The following is a 20821-nucleotide window of genomic DNA, read 5'->3' on the forward strand; positions in this document are numbered from 1 at the left end:
ACACGGCGGACCGGCGGGCGACACCGCGCGCGGTCACCGGACGACGACCACGTGCTCCCGCCGCGGCACGAACTCGCCGACCACCGGCGCGCCCGGGACCTCGCCGGCCAGCAGCAGCCCACCGGAGGTCTGCGCGTCGGCCAGCAGCAGCGCCTCGTCCTCGGGGACGGCGGAGAGATCGGCGTGCGGCCGCACCCAGTCGAGGTTGCGCCGGGTGCCGCCGGAGACGAACCCGCCGGCCAGCGCCGCGCGCGCCCCGGCCAGGTAGGGGACGGCGGCGGCGTCGACCACCGCGGTCACGCCGCTGGCCCGGGCCATCTTGTAGAGGTGCCCGAGCAGGCCGAAGCCGGTGACGTCGGTGCCCGCGCGGATGCCGGCGGCCACCGCGGCCCGCCCGGCGTCGCGGTTGAGCGCCGTCATCGAGGCCACCGCCTCCTCGCTGACCTCGCCGGTCGCCTTCATCCGGCTGTTGAGCACGCCCACGCCCAGCGGCTTGGTCAGCGACAGCGGCGTCCCGGCGACGGCGGCGTCGTTGCGGATGATCCGGTCGACGTCGACCACGCCGGTCACCGCCATGCCGTACTTGGGCTCGGGGTCGTCGATGGAGTGCCCGCCGCCGACGTGGCAGCCGGCCTCCTGCGCGACCTCCAGCCCACCGCGCAGCACCTCGGCGGCGAGCTCGGCCGGCAGCACGTCGCGCGGCCAGCCGAGCAGGTTGACCGCGACCACCGGGGTGCCGCCCATGGCGTAGACGTCGGACAGCGCGTTCGCCGCGGCGATCCGGCCGAAGGTGTGCGCGTCGTCGACGACCGGGGTGAAGAAGTCGGTGGTCAGCACCAGCCCCTGCCCGCCGGCGATCCGGACGACGGCCGCGTCGTCGCCGTCGTCGAGGCCGACGACCAGCTCGGCGGCGGGGGCGGCCGGTCCGGTGCGGGTCAGCCCGGCGACGACGGCCTCCAGCTCTCCCGGCGGGATCTTGCAGGCGCAGCCGCCGCCGTGCGCGTACTGGGTGAGCCGGATCCGTGCGGGAGCGGTGGTCACGCAGCCACCGTAGGCTGCCCGGCGGAGGCGTCAGGGCGCCTGGTGGCCCCCGCGGCCTCTAAAGCCGACGTGGCCGAGCACCTCGGTCAGGCGGGTTCGATTCCCGTCCGCCTCCGCCAGCACGGTCGAGCGCGGGACCGGCCGGTCCCGCGCTCCACCTACCCTCGGCGGCGATGAGCACCGATCCCCGCCGGCAGGTGCCGCGCACCGACACGCTGCTGGCCGACCCCGCGCTGGCCGCCGCCGCCACCCGGCTGGGGCGCGAGCTGGTCAAGGACGCCGTCCGCACCGTCCAGCAGCGGGTGCGCGAGGGCTCCCTGCTGCCGGACGAGTCCGTCGCCGCCGTGCTCGCCGGCCTGCCGTCGGGCGCGGGCAGCCTGCGCCCGGTGCTCAACGCGACCGGGGTGCTCGTGCACACCAACCTCGGGCGCGCGCCGCTGTCCCCGGCCGCGGTGCAGGCCGTGGTGGCGGCCGGCGGGACCACCGACGTCGAGCTCGACCTGCGGAGCGGGCGGCGCGGGCCGCGCGGCGAGGCGGCCGTCGCCGCGTTGCTGGCCGCGGTGCCGGCGGCCGAGGCGGCGATCGTGGTGAACAACTGCGCGGCCGCGCTCGCGCTGGTGGCCACCGCGCTCGGCGGGGAGCTGGTCATCGCGCGCGGCGAGCTGGTGGAGATCGGCGACGGCTTCCGCATCCCCGAGCTGCTGGAGTCCACCGGCGCCCGGTTGCGCGAGGTGGGGACGACCAACCGGGTGGCGCTCGAGGACTACACCCGTGCACTGGGCCCGGGCACCGGCGCGGTGCTCAAGGTGCACCCGTCGAACTTCGTCGTCCGCGGGTTCACCCGGTCGGTGCCGGTCGCGCCGCTCGCCGCCGCACTGGCCGGCAGCGGCGTCCCGCTGGTCGCCGACGTCGGCTCGGGGCTGCTGCGCCCGCACCCGGTGCTGCCCGAGGAGCCGGACCTGCAGACGACGCTGGCCGACGGCGCCGACCTCGTCCTCTGCAGCGGCGACAAGCTGCTCGGCGGTCCGCAGGCCGGGCTGGTGCTCGGCCGGGCGGACCTGGTGCAGCGGCTGCGCCGGCACCCGCTGTACCGGGCGCTGCGGGTGGACAAGACCACCCTCGCGGCGCTGGAGGCCACGCTGCGCGGCCCGCTGCCGCCGGTGCAGGAGATGCTCGCCGCCGACGTCGCCGCGTTGCGCCGCCGGGCCGGGGAGCTGGCCGCCCGGCTCGTCGGCGCCGGGGTCGACGCGCGGGCGGTGGACTCGGCCGCGCGGGTCGGCGGGGGAGGGGCGCCGGAGCACCCGCTGCCCAGCGCGGCGGTCTCGCTGCCCGAGCCGTTCGCCGGGCCGCTGCGGCTCGGGACGCGGCCGGTCGTCGGGTACGTCGCCGACGGCCGCACGCTGCTCGACCTGCGCAGCGTGCCGCCGTCGTCCGACGACGACCTGGCCGCCGCGGTGCTGGAGGTGGCCCGCGCATGGACGTGATCGCCACCGCCGGGCACGTCGACCACGGGAAGTCCACCCTCGTGCGGGCGCTCACCGGCATGGAGCCCGACCGCTGGGAGGAGGAGCGCCGCCGCGGCCTGACCATCGACCTCGGGTTCGCCTGGACGACGCTGCCCTCGGGCCGGGTGGTCGCCGTCGTCGACGTCCCCGGCCACGAGCGGTTCGTCGGCAACATGCTGGCCGGGGTCGGGTCGGTGCCGGCCGCGCTGGTGGTGGTCGCCGCCGACGACGGTTGGTCGGCGCAGACCGCCGAGCACGTCGCCGTCCTCGACGCGCTGGGCGTGCGGCACGCGCTGCTCGCCGTCACCAAGGCCGACCTCGCCGACCCCGCGCCCGTCCTCGCCGACGCGACCGAGCGGCTGGCCGCGACCTCGATGGGCGCGGTCCCGGGCGTGGCGGTCAGCGCGCCGACCGGCCGCGGCGTCCCGGAGCTGGCCGCCGCGCTGGAGACGATGCTGGCCGGGCTGCCCGCACCCGACCCCGGCGCGCCGGTGCGGCTGTGGATCGACCGGGCGTTCCCCATCCGCGGGGCCGGCACGGTCGTCACCGGCACGCTGGCCGCCGGCTCGGTCGCCGCCGGCGACCGGCTGGAGCTCGGCGGCCGGGAGGTGGGCGTGCGCGGCGTCCAGTCGCTGGGCCGGCCGGTGGAGCGGGCGAGCGCGACCGCCCGTGTGGCGCTCAACCTGCGCGGCGTCGCGGTGGAGGACCTCTCCCGCGGCGACGCGCTGCTCACCCCCGGCGCCTTCCGGTCCACCGCCGAGGCCGACGTCGTGCTCGCGACCGCGCCGGAGGACCGGCTGCCGGCCGAGGCGGTGCTGCACCTGGGGTCGGCGGCGGTGCCGGTGCGGGTGCGGCCGCTGGAGGGGGCGGCGGTGCGGCTGCGCCTGGCCACCCCGCTGCCGCTGCGGGTGGGCGACCGCGTGCTGCTGCGCGACCCCGGCGCCCGGCGGGTGCTCGGCGCCGACGTCCGCGACGTCGCCCCGCCCGAGCTGCGCCGCCGCGGCGCGGCCCGGCAGCGAGCGGCCGAGCTGGACGCCCAGGACGGCGGGCCGGCCGGCGCCGCGGCCGACCTCGCGCGCCGCCGCGTGGTGCGTGCCGCGGACTTCACGGCCATGGGCTGGCCGGTGCCCGACGACGCCGTCCGCGCCGGGCCGTGGCTGCTCGCGCCGGGGCTGGTCGGCGAGCTCGCGCGGCGGGTGCCCGGGCTGGTGGCCGCCCACCGACAGGTCCACCCGCTGGAACCCGGGCCGCCGGTCGCCGTGGTGCGGCGCGAGCTGGACCTGCCCGCCGACGACCTCGTGGCGCTCGCGGTGCGGCCGCCGCTGGCGCTGCGCGAGGGCCGGGTGGTGGTGGCCGCCGCGGGCCTGCCGCCGGCGGTGCAGCGGGCGGTCGACGCGATCCGCGCGCGGCTGGCCGCCGACCCCTTCGCCGCACCGGACGCCGACGAGCTGCGCGCCGCCCGCCTCGGCCCGCGGGAGCTGGCCGCCGCCGTGCGCGACGGGCAGCTCGTGCGGATCGCCGAGGGCGTCTACCTGGCGCCGGGCGTCGAGGAGGTGGCGCGGGGGCGGCTGGCCGCGGTGCCGCAGCCGTTCACGCTCAGCCAGGCCCGGTCGGCGTGGGGGACGACGCGGCGGGTGGCCGTGCCGCTGATGGAGTGGCTGGACGCCCGCGGCGTGACCGAGCGGCTGCCGGACAACTCCCGCCGGTTGCGCTGACCCGGAGACCGCCTCCTGGGGGTCCGGCGACCTCGTGCTCTGCCCACACCGGTGGGCAGAGCACGACTGCGCCCGGAGAGGGATGGGGTCTGCCGTGCTTCGTGCTCTGCCCACACCGGTGGGCAGAGCACGACTGTGCCCGGATGAGTGCCCGACCCGTGGGGTCAGGCGCCGCCGGCCTCGCGCAGCAGCCGGTCGCGCTCGTCGCCCGCGGTGGAGATCGGCCGCACGGCACCCGCGTCGACCGTCTCGACGGCGTCGTCGGGATCGACGGGCTCGGGCAGGGCGCGGAAGCGGGCGCGGGGGTCGTCCGTCTCGGTCATGGCGACAGCGTCCCCGCGCGGGAGCCGGCCGGCACGACGGTGGTCACTCCGCCGCCGGCACCCAGCGGGCGGGACGCTTCTCCCGGAACGCGGCGATCCCCTCCTGGCCCTCCTCGCCGGCGAAGGCCTGCGCGGAGAGGTCCAGCAGGTCGTCGAACGAGCCGCGCAGACCGCCCGCCCGCAGCAGCCGCTTGGTCTGCGCCAGCGCCCACGGCGAGCCGGCCGCCAGCGCCCGCACCTGACCGGCCACGGCGGCGTCCACCTCGTCGTCGGGCACGCTCAGGTCCACCAGCCCGCCGGCGGCGGCGGTGGCCGCGTCGAACACCTCGCCGGTGAGCATGAGCCGGTGCGCCACGTGCGGCAGCACCCGGGGGAGCACGACGGCGGAGATCACCGCCGGCACGATGCCCAGCCGCACCTCCGAGAACGCGAAGGTCGCCGATGCGCCGGCCACCACGACGTCGCAGGCGGCCAGCAGTCCGACCCCACCCGCGCGGGCCGGGCCGCGGACGACGGCGACCACCGGCTTCGGCGCGGTCCAGACGCGCTCGAGCAGCGCGGGCAGCTCGCGCACCCCCTGGTCGCCCGCGCCGGCACCGGCGGCCTCGGACAGGTCCATCCCCGAGCAGAACACCCGGCCGGTGTGGTCGAGCACGACCACCCGCACCGCGTCGTCGGCCAGCGCGGCGTCGAGGGACTCCCGCAGCCGGGCCCGCACCGCGCGGGAGAGCGCGTTGCGGTTGGCGGGGGAGTCGAGCGTGAGGGTCGCGACCCCGCGTCCGACCGAGACCTGCAGCACGTCGTCGTCAGCCACGACCGGACATCCTGCCCGGCGCGGCACACTGGGGTCGGATGAACACCGTCCTGCCGCTGCTCGACGCCCCGCCGGCGACCCTGCAGCTCCCCGACAGCGCTCGCGAGGGGCTGACCCGCACGCCCTTCGGGCTCTACGTGCACGTGCCGTTCTGCGCCACCCGCTGCGGCTACTGCGACTTCAACACCTACACCTCCGACGAGCTGGGCCCCGGCGCCAACCGCGCCGAGTACGCCGGGACGGCGGTCGCCGAGCTGCGCCGCGCGGCGGAGACCCTCGGCTCCGACCTGCCGACCGTCTCCACCGTCTTCGTCGGCGGCGGCACCCCGACGCTGCTGCCCGCCGAGGACCTCGCCGCCGTGCTGGCCGCCGTCCGCGAGCTGTTCCCCGTCGCCGACGACGTCGAGGTGACCACCGAGGCCAACCCCGAGTCGGTGACGCCGGCGTCGCTGGCCGCCCTGCGCGCGGCCGGCTTCACCCGGCTCAGCCTGGGCATGCAGTCGGCCGCCGAGCACGTGCTGGCCGTCCTCGACCGGCGGCACACCCCCGGCCGCGCCGCCGAGGCCGCGCGCGAGGCCCGCGCCGCCGGGTTCGAACACGTCAACCTCGACCTCATCTACGGCACGCCGGGGGAGACCGACGCCGACTGGGCCGCCTCGATCGACGCCGTCCTCGCCGCGCCCGTCGACCACGTCAGCGCCTACGCGCTCATCGTCGAGGACGGCACCCGGCTGGCCCGCCGGATCGGCCGCGGCGAGCTGCCGATGCCCGACGACGACGTCCTCGCCGACCGCTACGTGCAGGCCGACACCGCGCTGCGCGCCGCCGGGTTCGACTGGTACGAGGTGAGCAACTGGTCGCGCGGGGACGCCGCCCGCTGCCGGCACAACGAGCTGTACTGGGCCAACGCGAACTGGTGGGGCGTGGGGCCCGGCGCGCACAGCCACGTCGGCGGGGTGCGGTGGTGGAACGTCAAGCACCCCGCGGCGTACGCGCAGCGGCTGGCCGCGGGGGAGCTCCCGGTCGCCGACGCCGAGGTGCTCGAGCCCGCCGACCGCGCGCTGGAGACGGTGATGCTCGGCCTGCGGCTGCGCGACGGCCTGCCGCTGGCCGCACTGTCGGACGCCGGCCGGCTGCGCGCCGCCGACGCCGTGGTCCGCGGCCTGCTCGACCCCGCCGCGCACACCGCCGGGCGGGCGGTCCTCACCGACCGCGGCCGGCTGCTGGCCGACGCCGTCGTCCGCGACCTCACCGACTGAGGAAGGACCTCCCTGCAGGGCCCACCGCTCGCAGGCTCGCGGCGGGCCCCTGCAGGGAGGCCGGGACTGACGGATGTCAGGTCGGGGTCGCGACGTCCCGCACTACTGCGCGCACCCCCGGCGGCGTCAGGCTCGGGCTGTGCCTGCCAACGCCCTCGACATCGACGGCCTGACCGTCCGCCACGGCGACGTGCTCGCCGTCGACGCCCTCGACCTGCACATCGGCAGGGGCGAGACCGTCGCGCTGCTCGGCCCCAACGGGGCGGGCAAGTCCACCACCGTGAGTGCCGTGCTGGGGCTGCTGCGCCCGGCCGCGGGCACCGTCCGCGTGCTCGGCCGCGCACCGGCCGACGCCGTCCGCGCCGGCGGGGTCGGCGCGATGCTCCAGCACGGCGGCCTGCCCGGTGAGGCCCGCGTCGGCGAGGTGCTGCACCTCGTGCGGCGCAGCTACGCCGACCCGTGGCCGCTCGACGACCTGGTGGCCACCGCCGGCATCGCCGGCCTGCTGGGCCGCGACGTCGAGGCGCTCTCCGGTGGCCAGCGGCAGCGGGTCCTGCTGGCGCTGGCCCTGGCCGGTCAGCCGCCGCTGCTGCTGCTCGACGAGCCCACCTCGGCCATGGACGTCGAGGGCCGCCGCGCCTTCTGGGCCACGATGCGCGAGCTGGCCGCCCGGGGCACCACCGTCGTCTTCGCCACCCACCACCTCGAGGAGGCCGACGCCGTCGCCGACCGGGTCGTGGTGCTGGCCGGCGGCCGGGTGGTCGCCGACGGCCCGTCCGCGGGCATCCGCTCGGCCGTCGCCGGGCGCACCGTCCGCTTCACCGCCCCCGACGGCGCGGCCTTCGACCGCGTCCCCGGCGTCGTCGGCGCCGACCGGCTGGGCGGCACGGTCGCGCTGGCCACCACCGACGTCGAGGCCACGCTGCGCGCCCTGCTCGCCGGCGGCGTCCCGCTGACCGACCTGGAGGTCCGCGGCGCCAGCCTCGAGGACGCCGTCCTGTCTCTCACCACTCCCGGAGCGACCCGATGACCCCGCTGTTCGTCTTCCAGCTGCGCCGCGTGGCGCGCAACCGGCAGTTCCTCTTCTTCACCGTGCTGCTGCCGGCGCTGTTCACCGTCTTCTTCACCAAGGTCTTCGCCGGGACCCCTGACGGGGTCAGCCCCGAGCAGGCGGCCGGGACGATGGTCGCGATGATGGCCTACGGCGCCATCGGTGCGGCGCTGGGCGCCACCATCCGGCTCTCCTTCGACCGGGCCTCGGGCTGGCTGCGCCAGCTGCGCGTCACCCCGGTGCCGCAGACGGCGGTGGTCGCCGTCGACGTCGCGGTGGGCATGCTGCTGACCCTGCCGCCGCTGGTCGTCGTCGCGCTGACCGGGCGCTTCGTCAACGGCGTGCACCTGCGCCCCGTCGAGTGGGCCGGGCTGGTCGGCGTGCTGTGGCTCGGGTCGGCGGTGTTCGTCGCCCTCGGGCTGCTGCTGGGGTGGGCGCTGGAGACCAAGGCCGCCGGCGGTGCGACCGGGATCGTCGCCACCGTGCTGGCCGCCCTCGGCGGGCTGTGGGTGCCGGTCGAGCTGTTCCCCTCCGGCCTGCGGGCGGTGGCGCACGGCCTGCCGTCGTACTGGTACGCCCAGGCCGGCTACGCCGCGGCGGGCGGGCAGCTGCCGCCGGGAGCGGCCGTCGCCGCGCTGGCCGGGTTCGCCGCCGCGTTCGGCGGGCTGGCCGTCCTCGTCGCGCGCCGTCGTCCCCTGACCGCCGTCGCGGGCTGACCGGGCTACGGTCGGGCGCCGTGGACCCCCGCCCCCGCTGGTACCGCATCGGCTGGGCGCTGCCCTGGCTGCTGTTCCAGTTCTTCCCGCTCGTCGACCTGCTCACCACCGACCGCCCGCTCGCCGTCCGGGTGGTCGCCGGCGCCGGGCTGGTGGTCTTCACCGCCGTCTACCTCGACGTGTTCCGGCGGGCGTTCGGCGGCTGCTGGACCGGTCCGGTGCTGGGCCGGCTGGCCGTCGTCGCCGCCCTGGGAGTCGGGCTGGCCGCGTGGATGGGCCCGTCCTGGGCCGGGCTGCTGATCTACGTGTCGGCGGCCGCGGCGGCGGCGCTGCCGCAGCGCTGGGTGTGGCCGGTGGTGCTCGCGGCCGCCGTGGTGTGCGGCGGGGTCGTCGCGGCCGACGGCATGTTCGGCGACCTGTTCATCCTCCCGGTGATGTGCCTGCTCACCGCGTTCGCGCTGCGCGGCACCCGGCACCTGGTCTCGGTGAACGCCGAGCTGGCCGAGGCCCGCGAGGAGCTGGCCCGCAACGCCGTCGCCGAGGAGCGGCTGCGCTTCGCCCGCGACCTGCACGACCTGCTGGGCCACAGCCTGTCGCTCATCGCCCTCAAGAGCGAGCTGGCCGGCCGGCTCGCCGAGGCCGACCCCGCCCGGGCACGGGCGGAGATGGCCGACGTCGAGTCCGCCGCCCGCCGCGCGCTGGCCGAGGTGCGCGACGCGGTCAGCGGCTACCGCCAGGTCAGCTGTGCCCAGGCCCTGGCCGAGGCGCGCTCGGCGCTGTCGGGCGCCGGCATCGCCGTCCGGCTGCCCGCCCGGGTGGCGGCGCTGCCCGGCCCGGTCGACGCGGCGCTGGGGTGGGTGGTCCGCGAGGCGACGACCAACGTGCTGCGGCACAGCGGCGCCCGTTCGGTGACGGTCACCCTCACCGAGGACGGCGCCGAGGCGGTGCTGACCGTCACCGACGACGGCCGCGGCCCGACCGACGGCACCGAGCCCGGCTCGGGGCTCGCCGGCCTCGCCGAGCGGGTGGGCGCGATCGGCGGGGCGCTCACCGGCGGCGCCGGCCGGGACGGCGGGTACGAGCTGCGCGCCGTCCTGCCGCTGACGCCGGTCGCGGCCGGGGCGCCGCGGTGATCCGGGTGCTCGTGGCCGAGGACCAGTCGATGGTCCGCGGCGCGCTGCGGGCCCTCCTGGAGCTGGAGGAGGACATCACCGTCGTCGCCGAGGTCGGCCGCGGCGACGAGGTGCTCGCCGCCGCCCGCGAGCACCTGCCCGACGTCGCGCTGCTCGACATCGAGATGCCCGGTGCCGACGGGCTCGAGGCCGCCCAGCAGCTGGCCGCCGAGCTGCCGGGGGTGCGCGCCGTCGTGCTCACCACCTTCGGCCGGCCGGGGTTCCTCCGCCGGGCGATGGAGGTCGGGGCGGCCGGGTTCCTGGTCAAGGACGCGCCCGTCGCGGAGCTGGCCAGGGCCATCCGCGCCGTCGTCGCGGGAGAGCGGGTGATCGACCGGGAACTGGCCGCCGCGGCGCTGGCGATCGGGGCGACGCCGCTGTCGGCGCGCGAGGCCGACGTGCTGCGCGAGGCCGCCGACGGCGCGACCGTCGCCGACATCGCCCGGACGCTGTTCCTGTCCGAGGGGACGGTGCGCAACTACCTGTCCTCGGCGATCGGAAAGACCGGTGCCCGCACCCGAGTGGAGGCCGCCCGCGTCGCCGCCGACAAGGGTTGGCTATAGCTCGAGCTCGAAGCCCTCGTGGGAGGCGACGTAGCCCAGCCGCTCGTAGAAGCGGTGGGCGTCGGTGCGGCGCTTGTCGGTGGTGAGCTGCACCAGCGTCGCGCCGCGCCGGCGGGCCTCGTCGGCGACCCACGCGAGCACCGCCGCACCCAGTCCACGCCTGCGGAGGGCGGCGGCCACCCGGACGCCCTCCACCTGCGCCCGCAGCGTGCCGCCGCGGGCCAGGCCCGGGATGACGGTCAGCTGCAGCGTGCCGACGACGGTGCCGCCGTCCTCGGCGACCACCAGCAGGTGCGCCGGGTCGGCGTCCACGGCGGCGAAGGCCGCCTCGTACGGCGCCAGGTCGGTCGTCTCCCGGCCGGCGGCGATCGGGTCGTCGGCCAGCAGCGCCACGACGGCCGGCAGGTCGGCGGCGGTGGCCCGCCGCAGGAGGACACCCTCGGCGGCCCCGGTCAGCCGGGCCAGCGGGGCCGTCACAGCGCCCGGCCGGGGTCGGCGGGCATCAGCGCGTCGAGGTCGAGCACCCGGACGTGGATCACCGTGCGCTGCTGCAGGGCCGCCCGGAGCGCTCGGTGCAGACCGTCCTCGAGGTAGAGCTCCCCGTGCCACTGGACGGCGTGCGGGAAGAGGTCGCCGTAGAAGGTCGAGTCCTGGGCCAGCAGGGTGTCCAGCGCCAGCTCCCGCTTGGTGGTGACCAGCGTGTCGAGCCGGATCTGCCGGGGCGGGATCATCGCCCAGTCCTTCGTGGACAGGCCGTGCTCGGGGTACGGGCGGCCGTCGCGCACCGCTTTGAAGACCAGGGACCCGACCTCCGTTCGACCGCCCCGTTCGAGCACCGTCCGCCGGTCACCCTATCCGCCGAGGCCCCGGCCGCCGTCGCCCCCCGCGGGTGAGGACGGTCCGCGCTCCGCGACGGGAGGGCTCGCCGGTCGTATGCTGGACTGGCACTCCGTCCGTGCGAGTGCCAGCCCGCCGGGGAGCCCGGCGCGCGCCGGCCGCGCCCGTCAGGGGCGTCCGCACGGGCACGTCGACCGGTACGGGGAGGTGTCACCGTGGCGCACGACGAGCGCCGTCTGCAGGTCCTGCGGGCGATCGTGCAGGACTACGTCTCCACCAACGACCCGGTGGGCAGCAAGGCCCTCGCCGAGCGGCACGACCTCGGCGTCTCCCCGGCCACCATCCGCAACGACATGGCCGTCCTCGAGGAGCAGGGCTACATCACCCAGCCGCACACCAGCGCCGGGCGGGTGCCCACCGACAAGGGCTACCGGCTGTTCGTCGACCGGCTCTCGGCGGTCAAGCCGCTGTCGGCCGCCGAGCGCAAGGCGGTCGAGCGGTTCCTCGACGGCGCCGTCGACCTGCACGACGTCCTGGGCCGCACGGTGCGCCTGCTGGCCCAGCTGACCCACCAGGTCGCCGTCGTCCAGTACCCGACGCTCTCGCGCAGCGCCGTCCGCCACCTCGAGGTGGTGCAGCTGACCGGCTCCCGGCTGCTGCTGGTGCTCATCACCGACACCGGCCGGGTGGAGCAGCGGGTGGTCGACTGCCCGGTCGAGGTCGCCCGGGACGACGTCGCCGACCTGCGGGCGCTGCTGAACTCCGCGTTCGGCGGCGCACGGCTGGCCGACGCCGGCAGCAAGGTGCCCGACCTGGTCGACACCGCGCCGCCGCACCTGCGCGCGCTGGTGGCCGCGATGAGCGCCGCGCTGATCGAGACGCTGGTCGAGCCCGGCGAGGACCGGCTGGTCATCGGCGGGACGGCGAACCTGGCACGCACCGCCGTCGACTTCCCGGGCAGCCTGCGCCCGCTGCTGGAGGCCCTCGAGGAGCAGGTCGTCGTCCTCCGGCTCATCAGCGAGGTGGACGCCGGCGGCACGGTCCTCGTGCGCATCGGCGAGGAGAACGCCCACGAGGCACTGGCCGGTGCGTCGGTCGTCTCCGTGGGGTACGGCACCGAGGACCGGGCACTGGGGGGACTGGGCATCGTCGGCCCGACCCGCATGGACTACCCGGGGAACATGGCCGCGGTCCGCGCCGTGGCCCGCTACGTCGGCCAGCTGCTGGCCGAGAGCTGAGGACTGCGACTACATGGCAACCGACTACTACGGCGTCCTCGGGCTGGCCCGGGGCGCGTCCGACGCTGACATCAAGAAGGCCTACCGGCGGCTGGCGCGCGACCTGCACCCCGACGTCAACCCCGACCCCGAGGCCAAGGAGCGCTTCCAGGAGGTCAGCCGCGCCTACCAGGCGCTGACCGACCCGGACAAGCGCCGCGTCGTCGACCTCGGCGGCGACCCGTTCGACACCGGCCCCGGCGCCGGCGGCGGCTCGCCGTTCGGGCAGGCCGGCTTCGGCGGGCTCGGCGACATCATGGACGCCTTCTTCGGCGGCGCCGGGATGGGCGGCCGCGGCCCCCGCAGCCGGGTGCGGGAGGGCGACGACGCCCTCATCCGCATCGAGCTCGACCTCGAGCAGACGGTGTTCGGCACCACCGAGGAGATCACCGTCGACACCGCCGTCCTGTGCGGCACCTGCAGCGGTGCGGGCACCGCGCCGGGCACCCACCCGACAACCTGCGCCACCTGCTCGGGCCGCGGCGAGGTGCAGAGCGTGCAGCGGTCCTTCCTTGGCCAGGTCGTCTCCACCCGGCCGTGCCCGACCTGCGCCGGCACCGGCCAGGTCATCCCCGACCCGTGCCCCGAGTGCGGCAGCGAGGGCCGCGTGCGCGCCCGCCGGACCATCCCGGTCAAGGTGCCCGCCGGCGTCGAGGACGGCATGCGGATCCGGCTCACCGGCCGCGGCGAGGTCGGCCCCGGCGGCGGGCCGGCCGGCGACCTCTACGTCGAGATCCGCGAGCGGCCGCACGAGGTGTTCACCCGCGACGGCGAGGACCTGCACTGCCGGGTCACCCTGCCGATGACCGCCGCCGCGCTCGGCACCACGCTGCCGCTGACGCTGCTCGACGGCGAGGACACCGACATCGACGTCCGGCCGGGCACCCAGCCGGGCACGGTGCTCACGCTGCGCGGCAAGGGCGCGCCGCGGCTGCGCGCCACCGGCCGGGGCAACCTCCTGGTGCACGTCGACGTGCAGACGCCGACCCGCCTGGACGCCGAGCAGGAGAAGCTGCTGCGCGAGCTGGCCGTGCTGCGCGGCGAGGACCGCCCCTCGTCGACGGCCGGTGAGACCCCGGGTGGCCTGTTCGCCCGGGTGCGGAACCCGTTCAAGTGAGCGTCCCGGCTCCCGGCGACCAGCGCGTCGCCCTCGACGGCGCGCCGCTGTTCCTCCTCGAGGAGCTGCCCGACGCCCCCGAGGTCGTCGTCGGCGGCGCGGAGGGCCGGCACGCCGTCGGCGTGCTGCGGCTGACCGCCGGCGAGCCGGTCCGGGTCGGTGACGGCCGCGGCACGGTGGCCGAGGGCACGGTCCTCGACGCCGGCCCCGGCGGCCTGCGGGTGCAGGTGGCCGCCCGGTACGAGGTGCCGCCGGCCGAGCCGGAGCTGTGGCTGGTGCAGGCGCTGCCCAAGGGCGACCGGGGGCCGCTGGCGGTCGAGCTGGCGACCGAGCTCGGCGTCGACCGGGTCATCCCGTGGACGGCGTCGCGCTGTGTCACCCGCTGGCGCGAGGACCGCGTGGAGAAGGGCCTGGCGAGGTGGCGGGCCGCGGCCCGGGCGGCGAGCAAGCAGTCGCGGCGGCCGCGGGTGCCCGAGGTCAGCGAGCCGATGACCACCCGCCAGGTGTGCGGCGAGCTGGGCGACGTCGACCTGGCGCTCGTCCTGCACGAGCAGGCCCGCCGTCCGCTGACCGGGGTGGAGGTGCCCTCGAGCGGCACGGTCGCCGTCGTCGTGGGCCCCGAGGGCGGGCTCACCGACGGCGAGGTGGTGGCGCTGCGGGCCGCCGGCGCGGAGGTGGTGCGGCTGGGCCCGGAGGTGCTGCGGACCTCGACCGCCGGCGCCGCCGCCCTGGCCGCGCTGTCGGCGCGGACCCGCTGGAGGTAGCCGCCGCGGGGCGGCGATGATCAGGGAACCTGATCGTGGCGCGTCCTCCCTCACGGTGGACGGTGAGGGAGGACGCGCTGCGGTGCGGGAGGACCCGCTCGGATCAGGGTCCCTGATCGTGGCGCGGGCGGGGCTCCGTCAGCGCAGGGCGCGGCGGGCGCGGGCGCCGGTCAGGTCGACGGCGAGGGTGAGCACGACCGTCGCCGCCAGCACCGTGCTCACCGCCGGCCAGTCGAAGGCCGCCAGCCGCGCGGCCAGCAGCGCCCCGAGCCCGCCGGCGCCGAGCAGGCCGACCAGCAGCGTGTCGCGCACGGCCACCTCCCACCGGTACAGCGCGAACGCCAGCACCGGCCCGGCCGCCTGCGGCGCCACCCCGTACAGCCAGCCGCCGGCCGGTCGCGCGCCGAGCGCGGTCAGCGCCGCCCGCGGCCGGGGGTCGGCCTCCTCCACCGCCTCGGCGGCCAGGCGCCCCAGCACCCCGAGCGTGTAGACGCCGAGTGCCAGCGCGCCGGGCAGCACGCCGGGCCGCAGCACGAACAGCAGGACCAGCGCCCACACCGGCGGCGGCACCGCCCGCAGCAGGAGCAGCCCCGCCCGCGCCAGCACCCCGCAGAGCCGGCGCAGGGGACCGGCCCGCAGCGGACGCGCGGCGACGCCGGCCACCAGCACCGCCCCGGCCGTGGCGACGGCGATCGCTAGCACCGACGTCTGCACCGTCGTCACCGTCTGCCGGGCCACCTCCGCGAGCAGGGCGCCGTCGCCGGCCGGCGGCCAGGCGGCGTCCAGCACGTAGGCCACCTGCTCGCGCGTGCGGGCCGCGACCAGGGACGCCGGCGACAGCGCCAGGTACCACCAGGACCACGCGACGGCGGCGAGCGTGCCGAGCACGGCCGCGGTGAGCAGCCGGTCGCGGGCGAACACGCCCGGCGGCCGCCGCGGCGCGGCCACCCGGCGGCGCACCGCCCGGCCGGCGACGTCGGCGGCCAGGCACAGCAGCGCCAGCGCGTAGACGGCGCTCCACACCTGCGGCCAGCGCAGCGACGCGAACGACAGCGCCAGCTGGTAGCCCAGCCCGCCGGCGCCGACCATCCCCAGCACCACGGCCGAGCGGACGGCGCACTCCAGCCGGTAGCAGGCGTAGGACAGCAGCCCGCCGGCCGCCGGGGGCAGCAGCCCGTACAGCGCCGCGGCCGCCCGCCCCGACCCCGCGGCGAGCAGCGCCTCGTACGGGCCGCGCGGCACCTCGTCGAGCAGGTCGGCGAACACCGTGGCGGTCACCGCGCCGTAGGGCAGGCCGATCGCCAGGACGCCGACCCACGGGTCCAGCCCCAGCACGTTGACCAGCAGCAGCCCCCACACCGCCTCGTGCAGCCCGCGAGGGACCGCGAGCACGCCCCGGACCGCCGTCCAGCCCAGCCGCCGCCGTCCCCAGGTGGTGCGCGCGACGAGGACCGCCCCCAGCGCCCCCAGCAGCACGGCCAGCGCCGCGCCGAGGACGGCGTAGGCGACGGTGACCAGCGCGGCGCCGGCGAGCACGCCGAGGAACGCGCCGTCGACCGCGGGGGAGAGGGCGGCCGCGGCGAACCGGCCGAACTGGGGAGCGCCCGCCGGGTTCGCCACCTCCCCGCCGACCGCGCCGGCCAGCGACCAGCCGACGGCAGCGAGCGCGGCCAGTCCCCACGCCCAGCGCCGCCGGTCGCGCCGCAGCCGGGGTACGGCCGGCGCCCGGGCCCGGTCGAGCACCGCGGTCACGCCGCGGCTCCGTAGAAGGCGGCGAGGTCGGCGGCCGAGAGCGCCGCGGTCGGGGCGTCGAGCACCACCCGGCCGGCGGCCAGGCCCACCACCCGGTCGCAGTGCCGCAGCGCCAGCGCCGGGTCGTGCAGGGCGGCCACCAGCGCGCCACCCCGGGCCGCGGGGCCGGCCAGCAGCTCGAGCACCCGGTCGGAGAGCACCGGGTCGAGGGCCGACGCCGGCTCGTCGGCCAGCACCAGGTCGGGCCGCTGCAGCAGGAGCCGGGCCACGGCCACCCGCTGGCGCTGCCCGCCGGAGAGCGCGCCGGTGCGGTCGAAGACCCGGTCGGCCAGGCCGACCTGCTCCAGCGCGGCCACCACCTCGGGCAGGCCCTGCGGCCGCACGAGCGACCACGCCGCCCGCGCCGCCGGCCAGGTGCCGAGCCGCCCGGCGTTGACGTTGTGCACCACCCGCAGCGGCCCGGCCAGCTCCAGGTGCTGGTGGACCGTGCCCACCCGCGCCCGCAGCCGGCGCAGGTCCCGACCGCGGAGCCCGGGCGGGTCCTGCCCGAGCACCTCCACCGACCCGGCCGACGGCGGCACCGCCCCGTTGACCACGCCCAGCAGCGTCGACTTCCCGGCGCCGGACGCCCCGACGACGGCCACCCGCTCGCCCGCGCCGACGGTCAGGTCCACGGCGTCGAGCGCGGTCGCCGTCCCGAGGCGGACGGTGACGCCGGTCAGCCGCAGGACGGCGCTCAGGTGACCAGCCCCAGGCTGCGTCCGATCTCCTCGATGCGGTCGTAGTCCGACACGCGGGCCGGGACGAAGGAGCCCGCACCGAACAGGTCGAGCACCTCGGCGTCGTCCGGGTCGTCGGCGCGCAGCCCGGTGAGGTAGGCGCGCACCGGGTCGGCGAGGTCGGCGGCCTGCGGGCCGAGCAGCCAGTGGTAGTCGTGGTACCCCGGCGTCCGGGAGTGGGCGACGACGGCAGGGTCGACGGCGCCCTCCTGCGACCGCGAGGTCCACACCTGCTCGTTGAGCACGCCGGCCTGGTAGCTGCCGGAGGCGACCAGTTGCAGCGTGGCGTCGTGCGAGCCGGAGAAGCCGGGGCCGCCGGGGAAGCCCTGCGGGTCGACGCCGGCCTGCTGGAGGAACCACGCGGGCATGAGCCGGCCCGACGTCGAGGTCTCGGCGCCGTAGGTGAACCGCAGCGGCGCCAGCGGGCGCAGGTCGTCCGACAGGGCGAGCCCGGTCGCGGCGTTGACGACGAACACCGAGTGGAAGTCGGTGTCGATGTCGCGCTGCGCGATCGGCCGGGCGCCCGGCGTCTGCAGCCGCGCCTGGACGCCGGTGAGCCCGCCGAACCAGACGAGGTCGAGGTCGCCGGTGCGGAAGAGGGAGACGGCGGCGGCGTAGTCGGTGACCGGGCTGTAGGCGACCTCGAGGTCGAGCGCGGCCGACATCGACCGGGCGACGGTGCCGTACAGGCGCTGGAGGACCTCGGGGTCCTGGTCGGGGATGGCGCCGATGGTCAGCGTCCCCGCCGGGGTGGAGGAGGCGACGGGGGAGGAGCGGCCGCAGGCCGCGGTGGCGAGGGCGAGGGCGGTGCCGGCGAGGAACGCGCGGCGCGAGGACGACGGGATCCCGGGGCCCCCCGACCGGGGAGCGCGACGGACACCCACTACGTCCTGCAGCGGGGGACGGGCACGGGACACCTCCGGAGCCGGTGGGTTGTGTGCGGCCCATCCTCGCCCGGGGAGCCCGGCGGCGCTGGAACGGCCCCCTCGCAGGGGCCCGCGCCGAGCAGGTGACGTGTTGGAACGGCCTCCTCGCAGGGGCCGCGCCGAGCAGCTGACGTGCTGGAACGGCCTCCTCGCATGGGCCCGCGCCGAGCAGGTGACGTGTTGGAACGGCCCCCTCGCAGGGGCCCGCGCCGAGCGGAGCGAGGTGTGGGGGGCGAGGGGGTCCTTCTAGGGTCGGCTGCGTGAGCGACTGCCTGTTCTGCCGCATGGTGGCCGGCGAGATCCCCGCCGACGTCGTGCACGAGACCGACCGCACCCTGGCCTTCCGCGACATCAACCCGCAGGCCCCCACGCACGTGCTGGTGATCCCCAAGGACCACCACGCGACGGCGGGGCTGCTCGTCGGCGCCGACCCGCAGCTGCTGGTCGACGTGGTGGCCGCCGCCCACGCCGTCGCCGTCCAGGAGGGGCTGGCCACCGAGGACGGGTCCGAGCCGGGCTACCGGATCGTGACCAACACCGGCCCGCAGGCCGGTCAGACGGTGCACCACCTGCACCTGCACGTCCTCGGCGGCCGTCCGATGCGCTGGCCGCCCGGCTGAGACGGCCGGCGGCCGTGACAGGCTGCGGTCATGACCGACGCCGGCAGCGCCGCTCCCGTCCGGATCGAGCGGGACGGCGACGTCGCCGTCGTTGTGCTCGACGCCCCGCCGCTGAACCTGTTCGACGAGTCGGTGTTCGCCGGGTTCGAGCAGGTGGCCGCCGACCTGGTCGCGCTCACCGAGCCCGGCCGGCCCGACCGCGCCCGCGCCGTGCTGCTCGAGGCCCGCGGCAAGGTGGTCTCCGCCGGGGTCGACGTGCACGCCTTTCGGGACATCGCCGAGGGTCCCGAGCCGGCGCAGCGCGGCGCGGCGCTGTGGGCCCGGCTGCTGCGCATCGCCCAGACGATCGAGGACCTGCCGGTGCCCACCGTCTTCGCCGCGCACGGCCTCACGCTGACCGCGGCCTTCGAGGTCTCCCTGGCCTGCGACGTGCTGCTGGCCGCCGAGCGGGCCAGCTTCGGGCTGGTGGAGATCGTCGTCGGGCTCACGCCGTCGATGGGCGGGCCGCAGCGGCTGGCCGAGCGGGCCGGCCCGGCGCGGGCCAAGGAGCTGGTCTTCACCGGGGAGCGGTACCCGGCCGCCGTCCTGGAGCGGTGGGACGTGGTCAACCGCGTCCTGCCCGACGAGGGCTTCGCCGAGGCCGCCCGCGACTACGCCCGCCGGGTCGCCGCCGGGCCGACGCTGGCGCACGCGGCCACCAAGCGGCTGGTCACCACCGCCGTCCGGTCCGGTGTGCGGGCCGCCGACGAGATCACCCCGCAGGTCTCCGGGCCGCTGTTCGCCACTGCCGACCTGCGCGGCGCGGTGGCCTCCTTCCTCGAGGACGGGCCGGGCAGGGCCACCTACACCGGCGCCTGACTCCTCCCGGCCGGACCCGGTTCCGGCCCTCGCCGCACGGGTAACCTGGACGGGTCAGAACCCCCGTGCCAGGAAGGCAGGGTCGAGGGCACTTGCCCGATACCTCCCCGAACGTCCCCGTGCCGGCCGCTCCCTCCTCCCGCGAGGCCTCTGCGCAGGCCGCGGCTGCCGACGACGCACTCGCGGGCGCCGCCCCCGCTGCGGTCCGGACCACGATCACCGTCCCCGACTCCGTGTCGATGGTCGCCCTGCTCGGCTCCGGCGACGAGCTGCTCCGGCTGGTCGAGGGCGAGCTCGCCGCCGACGTCCACGTCCGCGGCAACGAGATCGCCGTGACCGGCCAGCCGGCCGACAACGCCTTCGCCGTCCGCGTCTTCGACGAGCTCATCGCGCTGCTGGGCACCGGCCAGGCGCTGCGGCCGGACTCGGTGCGCCGGGTCATCGGCATGCTGCGCAGCGGCGGCTCCGAGCGGCCGGCCGACGTGCTCAGCCTCGACATCATCAGCCGCCGGGGCCGCACCATCCGGCCCAAGACGCTGAACCAGAAGCGCTACGTCGACGCGATCGACGCGCACACGATCGTGTTCGGCATCGGTCCGGCTGGCACCGGCAAGACCTACCTGGCCATGGCCAAGGCCGTGCAGGCGCTGCAGACCAAGCAGGTCAACCGGATCATCCTCACCCGCCCCGCGGTCGAGGCCGGCGAGCGGCTCGGCTACCTGCCGGGCACGCTGAGCGAGAAGATCGACCCCTACCTGCGGCCGCTCTACGACGCGCTGCACGACATGGTCGACCCGGAGTCCATCCCGCGGCTGATGGCGTCCGGCACGATCGAGGTGGCCCCGCTGGCGTACATGCGCGGCCGGACGCTCAACGACGCGTTCGTGATCCTCGACGAGGCGCAGAACACCACCGCCGAGCAGATGAAGATGTTCCTCACCCGCCTCGGCTTCGGGTCGAAAATCGTCGTCACCGGTGACGTCACCCAGGTCGACCTGCCCGGCGGCGCGCAGAGCGGCCTGAAGATCGTGCGGGAGATCCTCGACGGCATCGAGGACGTGCACTTCTCCAACCTGACCAGCTCCGACGTCGTCCGGCACCGGCTGGTCGGCGACATCGTCGACGCCTACGAGCGCTGGGACGCCGGCCAGCAGCAGGGCGCCGCGCGCCCGGCCGCGCCGCCCCGGACCGCCCGGCCGCGCCGGCCGGGGAGCTGAGCGGCGTGCCCGTCGAGGTCGCCAACGAGTCCGAGATCGCCGTCGACGAGACGGAGCTGACCGGCATCTGCCGGTACGTGCTCGGGGAGCTGGGCGTCAACCCGATGGCCGAGCTGTCGGTGCTGTGCGTCGACGCCGACCACATGAGCGTGCTGCACGAGCGGTGGATGGGGGAGAAGGGCCCGACCGACGTCCTGGCCTTCCCCATGGACGAGCTCGACACCGCCCGGCCCGACGACCCCGAGCCCGGCCCGGCGCTGCTCGGCGACGTCGTGCTGTGCCCGTCGGTCGCCGTCCGGCAGGCCCGCGCGGCCGGCCACTCCATGGACGACGAGTTGCTGCTGCTGGCCACCCACGGCGTGCTGCACCTGCTCGGCTACGACCACATGGAGCCGGAGGAGGAGCGGGAGATGTTCGGCCTGCAGACCCGCCTGCTCGAGGGCTGGCGCTCGGCCCCGCGACAGCCGGTCACCGGCGAGCCGGCCGGAGGGGGCACCGACCCGCGGTGAGGAGGC

22 protein-coding genes and 1 tRNA gene are annotated in these 20821 nt (G+C 77.2%); 15 read left to right on the top strand and 8 right to left on the bottom strand.

Going from position 1 to position 20821, the window contains the following annotated elements; genetic code table 11:
- Positions 1–33: 33 nt before the first annotated feature.
- Complete coding sequence (selD, locus tag ACU616_RS16065; protein ID WP_446759443.1) at positions 34–1041, bottom strand: selenide, water dikinase SelD; 1008 nt, start codon at positions 1039–1041, stop codon at positions 34–36.
- Between the two features lie 23 nt (positions 1042–1064).
- Here selD and ACU616_RS16070 point away from each other — a divergent pair.
- The 3 genes from ACU616_RS16070 (at position 1065) to selB (ending at position 4261) form a co-directional block, all read left to right on the top strand.
- A tRNA-OTHER gene (locus ACU616_RS16070) sits at positions 1065–1160 on the top strand.
- A gap of 54 nt (positions 1161–1214) precedes the next feature.
- Entirely contained in the window at positions 1215–2525 is a 1311-nt protein-coding gene (gene selA / locus ACU616_RS16075) for an L-seryl-tRNA(Sec) selenium transferase (protein WP_446759444.1), read from the top strand.
- A complete protein-coding gene (gene selB / locus ACU616_RS16080; RefSeq protein WP_446759445.1) occupies positions 2516–4261 on the top strand; it encodes a selenocysteine-specific translation elongation factor in 1746 nt (581 codons plus the stop codon). Before selA ends, selB begins: the two co-directional genes overlap by 10 nt.
- A 164-nt stretch (positions 4262–4425) precedes the next feature.
- On the opposite strand, the gene ACU616_RS16085 is transcribed toward selB, so the two are convergent.
- Together ACU616_RS16085 and ACU616_RS16090 are read right to left on the bottom strand one after the other, a co-directional pair.
- The gene (locus tag ACU616_RS16085) at positions 4426–4584 is read right to left on the bottom strand and encodes a hypothetical protein (RefSeq protein WP_446759446.1); all 159 of its coding nucleotides are present in this window, start codon (positions 4582–4584) and stop codon (positions 4426–4428) included.
- Between the two features lie 43 nt (positions 4585–4627).
- Positions 4628–5398: an enoyl-CoA hydratase-related protein gene (locus ACU616_RS16090; protein WP_446759447.1), complete on the bottom strand. Its 771-nt coding sequence runs from the start codon at positions 5396–5398 to the stop codon at positions 4628–4630.
- Positions 5399–5436: 38 nt separating this feature from the next.
- On the opposite strand from ACU616_RS16090, the gene hemW reads away from it, so the two are divergent.
- From hemW to ACU616_RS16115, 5 genes are all read left to right on the top strand, one after another.
- Complete coding sequence (gene hemW / locus ACU616_RS16095; protein ID WP_446759448.1) at positions 5437–6657, top strand: radical SAM family heme chaperone HemW; 1221 nt, start codon at positions 5437–5439, stop codon at positions 6655–6657.
- A gap of 139 nt (positions 6658–6796) precedes the next feature.
- A complete protein-coding gene (locus ACU616_RS16100; protein ID WP_446759449.1) occupies positions 6797–7687 on the top strand; it encodes an ABC transporter ATP-binding protein in 891 nt (296 codons plus the stop codon).
- On the top strand, positions 7684–8424 hold the full coding sequence (locus ACU616_RS16105; protein WP_446759450.1) for an ABC transporter permease: 741 nt from the start codon (positions 7684–7686) through the stop codon (positions 8422–8424). The genes ACU616_RS16100 and ACU616_RS16105 overlap by 4 nt, the downstream gene beginning before the upstream one ends.
- Positions 8425–8444: 20 nt before the next feature.
- Positions 8445–9557, top strand: a complete 1113-nt coding sequence (locus ACU616_RS16110) for a sensor histidine kinase (RefSeq protein ID WP_446759451.1) — start codon at positions 8445–8447, stop codon at positions 9555–9557.
- Positions 9554–10159 carry a response regulator transcription factor gene (locus tag ACU616_RS16115; RefSeq protein ID WP_446759452.1) on the top strand — a complete coding sequence of 202 codons (606 nt, stop codon included), beginning with the start codon at positions 9554–9556 and terminating at the stop codon, positions 10157–10159. The genes ACU616_RS16110 and ACU616_RS16115 overlap by 4 nt, the downstream gene beginning before the upstream one ends.
- Here the strand turns inward: ACU616_RS16115 and ACU616_RS16120 are convergent.
- Positions 10154–10636, bottom strand: coding sequence for a GNAT family N-acetyltransferase (locus tag ACU616_RS16120; RefSeq protein ID WP_446759453.1), 483 nt, complete (start codon positions 10634–10636; stop codon positions 10154–10156). The two genes, ACU616_RS16115 and ACU616_RS16120, sit on opposite strands and share 6 nt — an antisense overlap.
- Positions 10633–10995 (bottom strand): type II toxin-antitoxin system VapB family antitoxin, encoded by a 363-nt coding sequence (locus ACU616_RS16125; RefSeq protein ID WP_446759454.1) that lies wholly within the window; start codon positions 10993–10995, stop codon positions 10633–10635. Before ACU616_RS16125 ends, ACU616_RS16120 begins: the two co-directional genes overlap by 4 nt.
- A 216-nt stretch (positions 10996–11211) precedes the next feature.
- On the opposite strand from ACU616_RS16125, the gene hrcA reads away from it, so the two are divergent.
- Genes hrcA through ACU616_RS16140 form a run of 3 tightly spaced genes read left to right on the top strand, consistent with a single transcriptional unit; the run spans position 11212 to position 14154 of the window.
- Positions 11212–12234 carry a heat-inducible transcriptional repressor HrcA gene (hrcA, locus tag ACU616_RS16130; RefSeq protein WP_446759455.1) on the top strand — a complete coding sequence of 341 codons (1023 nt, stop codon included), beginning with the start codon at positions 11212–11214 and terminating at the stop codon, positions 12232–12234.
- A gap of 13 nt (positions 12235–12247) precedes the next feature.
- Entirely contained in the window at positions 12248–13390 is a 1143-nt protein-coding gene (gene dnaJ / locus ACU616_RS16135) for a molecular chaperone DnaJ (RefSeq protein WP_446759456.1), read from the top strand.
- Positions 13387–14154, top strand: a complete 768-nt coding sequence (locus tag ACU616_RS16140; protein WP_446759457.1) for a 16S rRNA (uracil(1498)-N(3))-methyltransferase — start codon at positions 13387–13389, stop codon at positions 14152–14154. The genes dnaJ and ACU616_RS16140 overlap by 4 nt, the downstream gene beginning before the upstream one ends.
- 138 nt (positions 14155–14292) lie before the next feature.
- On the opposite strand, the gene ACU616_RS16145 is transcribed toward ACU616_RS16140, so the two are convergent.
- From ACU616_RS16145 to ACU616_RS16155, 3 genes are all read right to left on the bottom strand, one after another.
- Positions 14293–15906, bottom strand: a complete 1614-nt coding sequence (locus ACU616_RS16145) for a PhnE/PtxC family ABC transporter permease (protein WP_446759458.1) — start codon at positions 15904–15906, stop codon at positions 14293–14295.
- Complete coding sequence (locus ACU616_RS16150; protein ID WP_446759459.1) at positions 15903–16580, bottom strand: phosphonate ABC transporter ATP-binding protein; 678 nt, start codon at positions 16578–16580, stop codon at positions 15903–15905. Before ACU616_RS16150 ends, ACU616_RS16145 begins: the two co-directional genes overlap by 4 nt.
- A gap of 62 nt (positions 16581–16642) precedes the next feature.
- The gene (locus ACU616_RS16155) at positions 16643–17569 is read right to left on the bottom strand and encodes a putative selenate ABC transporter substrate-binding protein (RefSeq protein WP_446759460.1); all 927 of its coding nucleotides are present in this window, start codon (positions 17567–17569) and stop codon (positions 16643–16645) included.
- A 302-nt stretch (positions 17570–17871) separates the two neighbouring features.
- Between ACU616_RS16155 and ACU616_RS16160 the strand changes: the two genes are divergently transcribed.
- The 4 genes from ACU616_RS16160 (at position 17872) to ybeY (ending at position 20815) form a co-directional block, all read left to right on the top strand.
- A complete protein-coding gene (locus ACU616_RS16160) occupies positions 17872–18231 on the top strand; it encodes a histidine triad nucleotide-binding protein (protein WP_446759461.1) in 360 nt (119 codons plus the stop codon).
- Between the two features lie 30 nt (positions 18232–18261).
- Positions 18262–19089 carry an enoyl-CoA hydratase/isomerase family protein gene (locus ACU616_RS16165; RefSeq protein WP_446759462.1) on the top strand — a complete coding sequence of 276 codons (828 nt, stop codon included), beginning with the start codon at positions 18262–18264 and terminating at the stop codon, positions 19087–19089.
- Positions 19090–19208: 119 nt separating this feature from the next.
- Positions 19209–20306: a PhoH family protein gene (locus ACU616_RS16170; protein ID WP_446759463.1), complete on the top strand. Its 1098-nt coding sequence runs from the start codon at positions 19209–19211 to the stop codon at positions 20304–20306.
- Between the two features lie 5 nt (positions 20307–20311).
- Positions 20312–20815 carry an rRNA maturation RNase YbeY gene (ybeY, locus tag ACU616_RS16175; RefSeq protein ID WP_446759464.1) on the top strand — a complete coding sequence of 168 codons (504 nt, stop codon included), beginning with the start codon at positions 20312–20314 and terminating at the stop codon, positions 20813–20815.
- Positions 20816–20821 lie beyond the last annotated feature (6 nt).

Source organism: Geodermatophilus sp. URMC 62 (assembly GCF_052931475.1).

What these genes read in the sequence shown, in the direction of transcription:
- ACU616_RS16085 (WP_446759446.1), bottom strand. Translation starts at nt 4,584, where the DNA reads ATGACCGAGACGGACGACCCCCGCGCCCGCTTCCGCGCCCTGCCCGAG.
- dnaJ (WP_446759456.1), top strand. Translation starts at nt 12,248, where the DNA reads ATGGCAACCGACTACTACGGCGTCCTCGGGCTGGCCCGGGGCGCGTCC.
- selB (WP_446759445.1), top strand. Translation starts at nt 2,516, where the DNA reads ATGGACGTGATCGCCACCGCCGGGCACGTCGACCACGGGAAGTCCACC.
- ACU616_RS16105 (WP_446759450.1), top strand. Translation starts at nt 7,684, where the DNA reads ATGACCCCGCTGTTCGTCTTCCAGCTGCGCCGCGTGGCGCGCAACCGG.
- hemW (WP_446759448.1), top strand. Translation starts at nt 5,437, where the DNA reads ATGAACACCGTCCTGCCGCTGCTCGACGCCCCGCCGGCGACCCTGCAG.
- selA (WP_446759444.1), top strand. Translation starts at nt 1,215, where the DNA reads ATGAGCACCGATCCCCGCCGGCAGGTGCCGCGCACCGACACGCTGCTG.
- ACU616_RS16165 (WP_446759462.1), top strand. Translation starts at nt 18,262, where the DNA reads ATGACCGACGCCGGCAGCGCCGCTCCCGTCCGGATCGAGCGGGACGGC.